Genomic DNA, 8,586 nt, shown 5'->3' on the forward strand with positions numbered 1-8,586 from the left:
GCCGTCTGAAAGGGAAAACAATATGGCAAAAGCAAAAGGATTGGGACGCGGTTTGGATTCGCTAATATCCAATGCGGTGGACAGCAGCAGTAGCGACCGCCTGACAACGGTTGCCATCGCCGATATTCAGCCCGGCCGCTATCAGGCGCGTGTGCAAATGGATGACGAAGCCTTGCAGGAATTGGCCGACTCCATTAAAGCGCAAGGCATTATCCAGCCGGTTATCGTACGCGAACGTGGTCTGTCTCAATATGAATTGATTGCCGGCGAACGCCGTTGGCGCGCTTCCCAGTTAGCCGGTTTGACCGAAATTCCCGTCGTCATCAAAACCATCAGTGACGAAACCGCGTTGGCCATGGGTTTGATTGAAAACCTGCAACGTGAAAACCTCAATCCGATTGAAGAGGCGCAAGGTTTGAAACGCCTCGCCGACGAATTCGGCCTGACCCACGAAACCATCGCAAAAGCCGTCGGTAAAAGCCGCAGCGCCATCTCCAACAGCCTGCGCCTGCTGGGCCTGCCTGAGCCGGTTCAGGAAATGCTTTACCAACGCCGTCTGGAAATGGGTCATGCCCGTGCGTTGCTGACCTTGCATGTGGTCGATCAATTGGAGTTGGCGCAAAAAGCCGTCAAAAACGGCTGGTCGGTGCGCGAAGTAGAACGCCGCAGCCAATTGGCGCATCAAAAAGCCAAGCCCGAAGCAGCCAAAACCATCAGCCCGGATATCCGCCGCATCAATGATGCATTGACCGAGCATTTGGGCGTTAATGCCGAAGTCAAAACCAGCAATCAGAAAAAAGGCAAAATCGTGCTGCATTTTGATACGCCGGAAACATTCGAATATTTGCTGAAGCAGTTGGGCATCAATCAAGCGTTCTAACGGCTTTATAAACAGAACAGGCCGTCTGAAAAAAAGCTTTTCAGACGGCCTCAATTTTTGAAAAAGCGTAGAGCGTATAAATGTTTACAATACAAATCAAAATCTTCTGTAAAATCTATGTAACAACATGTAATTTGTGTTAAACTCCATTCCAGCAAAGATTTGTTTTATATGTGTTAATCATTTATTTGTGAAAGGTTCACAAAGATTAACATATTGCTTGACGTTAACAAACTTCTTGATTATATTAGCCTGCCTTGCTTTTTGGGGTACAAAGTACAATGAATCAGATAGTCCCATTGCAAGTGATTGTATTGTTAATAATTTCAGTTGTTTGTGCATTATTTTCCGGATTGCCCGGCTTCCTCTCTGCTTTGGCGGGAGGATTTTCGTACATTTTGCCTACCCTAGTTGCAGTTTTACTTTTAAAGTTTTCCCGACGAAATCCCGATCTGCAAAGTTCGATGTTTATCGGCGGAGAGGTTTTAAAAGTAGTGCTGTCGCTGGTATCTATGTTGGTCGTTTTTGCGATATGGCATCGATCACTGGTATTTTACCCATTTTTATTGGCGTTTCTTGGCGTCAGTCATTTGGTTTTTTTAGTATTGTTGAGAGTGAAACACTATGGCAGGTGAAACTATGACCGCTGCCGACTACATCAAGCACCACTTGCAAAGCTTGACCAGTATGTCGGATGTTACTCAGGGTCAAGGACTGAAAAACATTGCTGATTTTTCGTTCATTAACCTTGATGCAATCTTTTTTGCCGTTCTGTTGGGCGTAATCGGCAGCTTCCTTTTGTGGCGCGGTGCCAAAAAAGCGACGGCCGGTGTTCCCGGTCGTTTCCAAGCGGCTGTTGAAATTCTGTTCGAATTCGTGGATGACATGTGTAAAAGCATTATCCATAACGAACAATCGCGTAAAGCCGTTGCCCCGTTGGGTCTGACCTTATTTGTCTGGATTCTCTTGATGAATGCCATGGATATGCTGCCGGTTGATTTGCTGCCGATGGCATGGCAAGGCATTACCGGTAATCATCATGCTCTGTTGCGCGTCGTGCCGACAGCTGACTTGAATACGACTTTGGCTCTGGCGATTGGCGTATTGCTGATCTGTATTTACTACAATGTCAAAATAAAAGGCCTTGGCGGTTGGATTCACGAGTTGTTCTGCGCACCTTTCGGTCCGTGGCTTGCTCCAGCCAACTTCCTGCTGAACTTGGTAGAGTTTTTGTCCAAAACCGTATCCCACGGTATGCGGTTGTTTGGTAATATGTATGCCGGCGAGCTGGTGTTCCTGTTGATCGCTCTGTTGGGCGGTGCATGGGCGTCAACCGGTAGTGTTGAAACTTTGGATCCGATTTTATTTGTGTTCCACCTGATTGCCGGTTTGGCTTGGGCGATTTTCCACATTTTGGTCATCACCTTGCAGGCATTTATTTTCATGGCGTTGGCGTTCGTATATATCGGACAGGCGCATGATGCACACTAATCAAGTAGTTTTTTTGTAGTTTGTTTTTTGTAGTTTAACCTTTACTATTTTAAGGAGTTTAAAAATGGGTTTGATTGCTATCGCATGTGGTTTGATCGTTGCCTTGGGCGCATTGGGTGCCTCTATCGGTATCGCAATGGTTGGTTCTAAATACTTGGAATCTTCTGCTCGCCAACCTGAGCTGATCGGTCCTCTGCAAACCAAACTGTTCTTGATCGCTGGTCTGATCGACGCGGCTTTCTTGATCGGTGTGGCTATTGCCCTGTTGTTCGCCTTCGTTAACCCGTTTGGTGGTGCGTAATCAAGACGGAGCGATCCGTTCAGATACAGGCTTGCCGTCTGTTTGATTAACCCAGATACGAAGGTTAAGTAACGTGAATATTAATGCAACCTTATTTGCGCAAATCCTAGTTTTCTTTGGCTTGGTTTGGTTTACGATGAAATTCGTATGGCCTCCGATTGCCAAAGCATTGGATGAGCGTGCCGCAAAAATCGCCGAGGGCTTGGCTGCTGCCGAGCGCGGTAAGAGCGATTTTGAGCAGGCAGAGAAAAAAGTTGCAGAACTTATGGCCGAAGGGCGTAATCAGGTAACCGAAATGGTTGCCAACGCCGAAAAACGTGCTGCAAAAATTGTAGAAGAAGCCAAAGAGCAAGCTTCTCATGAAGCAGCACGCATTGCAGCCCAAGCAAAAGCTGATGTAGAGCAAGAAGTTAACCGTGCGCGCGAAGTGTTGCGCGAACAGGTTGCTACACTGGCTGTTAAAGGTGCGGAATCTATCTTGCGTAAAGAAGTTGATGCTTCCAAACATGCAGATTTGCTCAGTACCTTAAAACAGGAGCTGTAATCTTATGGCAGAGTTCGCAACGATTGCCAGACCTTATGCGAAAGCATTATTTAGTCTGGCTCAGGAAAAAAACCAAATCGAGTCTTGGTTGGGCGAACTGAAAGAACTCGCAGCGGTTGTTCAAGATGAGAAAGTCATTGCGCTCATCGAGCAACCGGAAACAGGAGCTTCCGAAAAAGCAGAAACGCTCAAAGGTCTTGTCGGTATCAAAAATGTCGAATTGGCAAATTTCATTACCGTTTTGGCCGAGCAAAAGCGTTTGCTAGTATTGCCGGAAATTTATGCCCAATATCAAGATTTGACCTTGATACACAACAGTACGAAATCGGCAGTAATTTACAGCGCGTATGAGCTCAGTTCTCAGCAGCTGGCCGATGTTACCGATATCCTGACAAAACGCTTCAACAGCAAATTGGATGTGGTAGCTAAAGTTGCCCCTGAATTAATCGGCGGCATCAAAGTAGAAGTGGGTGATCAGGTCTTGGATTTGTCCGTACAAGGCAAACTGAATGCTTTGTATGCGACTATGACAAATTAGGAGAGTTTTCATGCAGCTTAATCCTGCTGAAATTAGCGATTTGATTAAAGCCAAAATCGAAAATCTGTCCGTCAATGCAGAAGTACGTACCCGTGGTACCGTTGTTTCTGTTACAGACGGCATTGTGCGCATTCATGGCTTGTCAGACGCGATGCAAGGTGAGATGCTCGAATTCCCCGGTAACACTTTCGGTCTAGCCATGAACTTGGAGCGTGACTCCGTCGGTGCCGTAGTGTTGGGTGAGTACGAACACATTAAAGAAGGCGATACAGTTACCTGTACCGGCCGTATTTTGGAAGTGCCGATCGGTCGTGAACTGGTTGGCCGCGTGGTTGATGCATTAGGTCGTCCTATCGATGGTAAAGGTCCAATCAACACAACATTGACTGCTCCAATCGAAAAAATTGCACCAGGTGTGATTGCGCGTAAATCGGTTGACCAACCAATGCAAACCGGCCTGAAAGCCATTGACTCTATGGTTCCGGTTGGTCGTGGCCAACGTGAGTTGATCATTGGTGACCGTCAAACTGGTAAAACTGCCGTAGCACTGGATGCCATCGTTAACCAAAAAGGTACAGGCGTTATCTGTATTTATGTGGCTATCGGTCAAAAAGCATCTTCTATTGCCAACGTAGTACGCAAATTGGAAGAGCATGGCGCGATGGAACATACTATCGTGGTTGCTGCAACTGCTTCTGAAGCCGCTGCGCTGCAATACATCGCTCCTTACTCCGGTTGTACCATGGGTGAATTCTTCCGTGACCGTGGTGAAGATGCACTGATCGTATACGATGACTTGTCTAAACAAGCCGTTGCATACCGTCAAATTTCCCTGCTGTTGCGCCGTCCTCCTGGCCGTGAAGCATATCCTGGCGACGTATTCTATCTGCACTCCCGTCTGTTGGAACGTGCAGCCCGCGTCAGCGAAAACGAAGTTGAAAAACTGACTAATGGCGAAGTAAAAGGCAAAACCGGTTCTCTGACTGCGTTGCCAATTATTGAAACCCAAGCCGGTGACGTATCAGCATTCGTACCAACCAACGTAATCTCGATTACAGACGGCCAAATCTTCTTGGAAACCGACTTGTTCAACGCCGGTATCCGTCCTGCAATCAATGCCGGTATTTCCGTATCGCGCGTAGGTGGTGCAGCACAAACCAAAGTTATCAAAAAACTGGGTGGCGGTATCCGTTTGGCGTTGGCACAGTACCGTGAATTAGCAGCGTTCTCGCAATTTGCTTCCGATTTGGACGAAGCAACACGCAAACAGCTGCAACACGGTGAAGTGGTTACTGAATTGATGAAACAAAAACAATTCAGCACATTGAACACTGCCGAAATGGCATTGACTTTGTGGGCGATCAACAACGGTTCTTACGCAGATGTTCCGGTATCCAAAGCCTTGGCTTTCGAAGCAGAATTCTTGAGTTTCGTACGTACGCAACATCCTGACGTTCTGGAAGCGATTAATGCATCAGGCGCAATGTCTGACGAAAGCGAAAAAGCATTGACCGAAGCCATGAAATCTTTCAAATCTTCTTACGCTTACCAAGCATAAGTATTGAGATGAAAGGAGTCTGAAATGGCAGTCGGAAAAGAGATTCTCACCAAAATCCGTAGTGTTCAAAATACCCAAAAGATCACTAAAGCGATGCAAATGGTGTCGACCTCTAAAATGCGGAAGACTCAAGACCGGATGCGCTTAGCGCGTCCGTACGCCGAAAAAGTGCGTACAGTGATGAGCCATCTTGCACAGACTAATGCCGATCATGGTATCAAATTGTTGGAGCCGCACCGTGAAGTGCGTCGTGTCGGCTTCATTTTGATTACCTCGGATAAAGGTTTGTGCGGTGGCTTGAACGCAAACGTACTGAAAAAGTTTTTGGCGCAAGTTCAAGAGTATCAGGAACAAGGCATCGAAGTCGAAGTCGTGTGCCTGGGTAGTAAAGGTTTGGCTGCATGCCAAAGCATCGGTTTGAATGTTATTGCCAGCGCAACCAATTTGGGTGATACCCCAAAAATGGAATTGCTGCTCGGCCCTCTGACCGAAATCTTCCAACGTTATGAGAAGCATGAATTAGACCGTATCCATATGGTTTACTCACGTTTCGTCAATACAATGCGCCAAGAGCCGCGTATGGAAGTTTTGCTGCCTATCGGTGAAAACGTTATTGACGATGGAACAGGTCATTCTTCATTTACTTGGGAATACCTCTACGAGCCGAGTCCTATCGCCGTATTGGAATATTTGGTTCGCCGCTATTTAGAGTCTGTGGTTTATCAGGCATTGAGCGACAACATGGCATCTGAACAAGCCGCGCGTATGGTAGCGATGAAAGCTGCAACCGACAACGCAGGCAATGCCATTAAAGAATTACGCTTGGTGTACAACAAATCGCGTCAAGCCGCGATTACCACAGAATTGTCAGAAATTGTAGCAGGTGCAGCGGCAGTTTAATGCCGTCTGAAGCCTGAACAGGAAATTAGGATACGATAATGAGCCAAGGCAAAATCGTACAAGTTATTGGTGCGGTGGTTGACGTGGAATTTCCACGCGACGCTATCCCGCATGTTTACGATGCCCTGAAATTGGACGAGAACGGTCTGACTCTGGAAGTTCAACAGCTTCTGGGTGACGGCGTTGTCCGTACTATTGCAATGGGTAGTTCAGACGGCCTGAAACGCGGCATGTCTGTAAGCAATACTGGTGCGCCAATCACTGTGCCGGTAGGTAAAGGTACATTGGGTCGTATTGTCGACGTATTGGGTACGCCTGTTGATGAAGCAGGTCCGATCGATACCGACAAGAGCCGTGCCATTCACCAAACTGCTCCAAAATTCGACGAGTTGTCTTCAACTACCGAATTACTGGAAACCGGTATTAAAGTGATCGACTTGCTGTGTCCGTTTGCTAAGGGCGGTAAAGTAGGTCTGTTCGGTGGTGCCGGTGTGGGCAAGACCGTGAACATGATGGAATTGATCAACAACATCGCCAAAGCGCACAGCGGTCTGTCCGTGTTCGCAGGTGTGGGTGAACGTACCCGTGAAGGTAACGACTTCTACCACGAGATGAAAGATTCCAACGTATTGGATAAAGTAGCCATGGTGTATGGCCAAATGAACGAACCTCCGGGCAACCGTCTGCGCGTTGCTTTGACCGGTTTGACTATGGCTGAATACTTCCGTGACGAAAAAGACGAAAACGGTAAAGGTCGCGACGTATTGTTCTTCGTTGACAACATCTACCGTTACACTCTGGCCGGTACCGAAGTATCTGCACTGTTGGGCCGTATGCCTTCTGCAGTGGGTTACCAACCGACATTGGCTGAAGAAATGGGTCGTTTGCAAGAGCGTATTACCTCTACCCAAACCGGTTCCATTACTTCCATCCAAGCCGTATATGTACCTGCGGATGACTTGACTGACCCGTCTCCAGCGACAACTTTCGCCCACTTGGACGCGACCGTCGTATTGAGCCGTGACATTGCATCTTTGGGTATTTACCCGGCAGTTGACCCGCTTGATTCTACTTCACGCCAATTGGATCCGATGGTATTGGGTCAAGAGCACTACGACGTAGCGCGCGGTGTACAGTCTACTTTGCAAAAATACAAAGAATTGCGCGACATTATCGCCATTCTGGGTATGGACGAATTGTCTGACGAAGACAAACTGACTGTGATGCGTGCCCGTAAAATCCAACGCTTCCTGTCTCAACCGTTCCACGTTGCCGAAGTATTTACCGGTTCTCCAGGCAAATACGTTTCATTGCGTGACACCATCGCCGGCTTTAAAGCCATCTTGAACGGCGAATACGACCATCTGCCTGAACAAGCGTTCTACATGGTAGGCGGTATCGAAGAAGCGGCTGAGAAAGCGAAAACCTTAAACTAAGGAGGCCGGCATGAGCACCATGCAAGTTGAAGTGGTTAGTAGCGAGCAAAACATCTATTCGGGCGAGGCCAGCTTTGTGGTGGTTCCGACCGTTCAAGGTGAGCTTGGTATTTATCCACGACACGAGCCGATTATGAGTTTGGTACGCCCCGGAGCATTGCGTTTGACTGTTCCGGGTGAAGCTGAAGAAGTGCTGGTTGCCGTTTCCGGTGGCGTTTTAGAAGTACAGCCTGATAAGATTACCGTATTGGCAGACGTTGCCGTTCGCAGTACAGAAATGGATCAGGCGCGTGCTGAAGCAGCTAAAAAAGCAGCCGAAACAGGTGTTAATGAAGCTAGAGACGAAAAATCTTTGGCCGAAGCGCACAAAGCATTGGCAGCAGCCATTGCCCAGCTGAAAACTTTGGATTACCTTCGTTCGCAAAAAAACAAGTAATGTGGGTTCATCAAGAAAAAGCACAACGAAATGTTGTGCTTTTTTATTTTCTTGAAGATAAGCGGCTTGATATTGAAATGTCGACAGACGAGTAGATGGCAAACTTGAAATCGAAACGCTAGAACCGGCTTTTATGACTAAATTGTTGGCGGATCATTATTGAAGCAGTTAGCCTTGTGATTCACATTTAAAATAGCCCCCCCAATCTTTTTATCCTCAAAAAATAGATTGGATGATTCCTAATTTATTGCTACTGCAACAGATCTGAATTGATCAGTATTGAAAATATTAGAATTTGCGGAAGCTCTTGTATAAACAGGCCGTCTGAAAAGTTTTAGACGGCCTGAGACCTTTGCAAAATTCCTCCCCCCCAACAACTGAAACCTAAACACAGGTTGAGACCTTTGCCTTTTCCCTTACCCAATGAGACCTTTGCAAAAAAGCCCTTCCTTCGACAGCTGAAACTCCAAAACAGGTTTTCGTCTATTTCCGCTCCTAATTA

The 8,586-nt window shown here is 47.1% G+C and carries 10 protein-coding genes; all 10 read left to right on the forward strand.

Annotated features, from left to right (window positions below):
* The first annotated feature begins 22 nt into the window (after positions 1-22).
* The 10 genes from ACTHS4_RS04410 to ACTHS4_RS04455 all read left to right on the forward strand — a co-directional run bounded on the left by ACTHS4_RS04410 (position 23) and on the right by ACTHS4_RS04455 (position 8,084).
* Complete coding sequence (locus tag ACTHS4_RS04410) at positions 23-880, forward strand: ParB/RepB/Spo0J family partition protein (RefSeq protein WP_101755790.1); 858 nt, start codon at positions 23-25, stop codon at positions 878-880.
* Between the two features lie 281 nt (positions 881-1,161).
* Positions 1,162-1,515, forward strand: a complete 354-nt coding sequence (locus ACTHS4_RS04415) for an ATP synthase subunit I (RefSeq protein ID WP_049331704.1) — start codon at positions 1,162-1,164, stop codon at positions 1,513-1,515.
* On the forward strand, positions 1,505-2,371 hold the full coding sequence (gene atpB / locus ACTHS4_RS04420) for a F0F1 ATP synthase subunit A (RefSeq protein WP_003748099.1): 867 nt from the start codon (positions 1,505-1,507) through the stop codon (positions 2,369-2,371). Before ACTHS4_RS04415 ends, atpB begins: the two co-directional genes overlap by 11 nt.
* Before the next feature lie 64 nt (positions 2,372-2,435).
* Entirely contained in the window at positions 2,436-2,672 is a 237-nt protein-coding gene (gene atpE / locus ACTHS4_RS04425) for a F0F1 ATP synthase subunit C (RefSeq protein WP_003748101.1), read from the forward strand.
* Between the two features lie 73 nt (positions 2,673-2,745).
* Complete coding sequence (locus tag ACTHS4_RS04430) at positions 2,746-3,216, forward strand: F0F1 ATP synthase subunit B (RefSeq protein ID WP_004464459.1); 471 nt, start codon at positions 2,746-2,748, stop codon at positions 3,214-3,216.
* A gap of 4 nt (positions 3,217-3,220) precedes the next feature.
* Positions 3,221-3,754 (forward strand): F0F1 ATP synthase subunit delta, encoded by a 534-nt coding sequence (locus ACTHS4_RS04435; protein WP_070826681.1) that lies wholly within the window; start codon positions 3,221-3,223, stop codon positions 3,752-3,754.
* A 10-nt stretch (positions 3,755-3,764) separates the two neighbouring features.
* Positions 3,765-5,312: a F0F1 ATP synthase subunit alpha gene (gene atpA / locus ACTHS4_RS04440; RefSeq protein ID WP_070646547.1), complete on the forward strand. Its 1,548-nt coding sequence runs from the start codon at positions 3,765-3,767 to the stop codon at positions 5,310-5,312.
* Positions 5,313-5,336: 24 nt separating this feature from the next.
* Entirely contained in the window at positions 5,337-6,212 is an 876-nt protein-coding gene (atpG, locus tag ACTHS4_RS04445) for a F0F1 ATP synthase subunit gamma (RefSeq protein WP_070826682.1), read from the forward strand.
* Between the two features lie 38 nt (positions 6,213-6,250).
* A complete protein-coding gene (gene atpD, locus ACTHS4_RS04450; protein ID WP_003683789.1) occupies positions 6,251-7,648 on the forward strand; it encodes a F0F1 ATP synthase subunit beta in 1,398 nt (465 codons plus the stop codon).
* 10 nt (positions 7,649-7,658) lie between these two features.
* Positions 7,659-8,084 carry a F0F1 ATP synthase subunit epsilon gene (locus ACTHS4_RS04455; protein ID WP_070826683.1) on the forward strand — a complete coding sequence of 142 codons (426 nt, stop codon included), beginning with the start codon at positions 7,659-7,661 and terminating at the stop codon, positions 8,082-8,084.
* Positions 8,085-8,586: the final 502 nt, after the last annotated feature.

The organism is Neisseria sp. P0014.S009 (assembly GCF_051958155.1).
GTDB lineage: Bacteria > Pseudomonadota > Gammaproteobacteria > Burkholderiales > Neisseriaceae > Neisseria > Neisseria flavescens_C.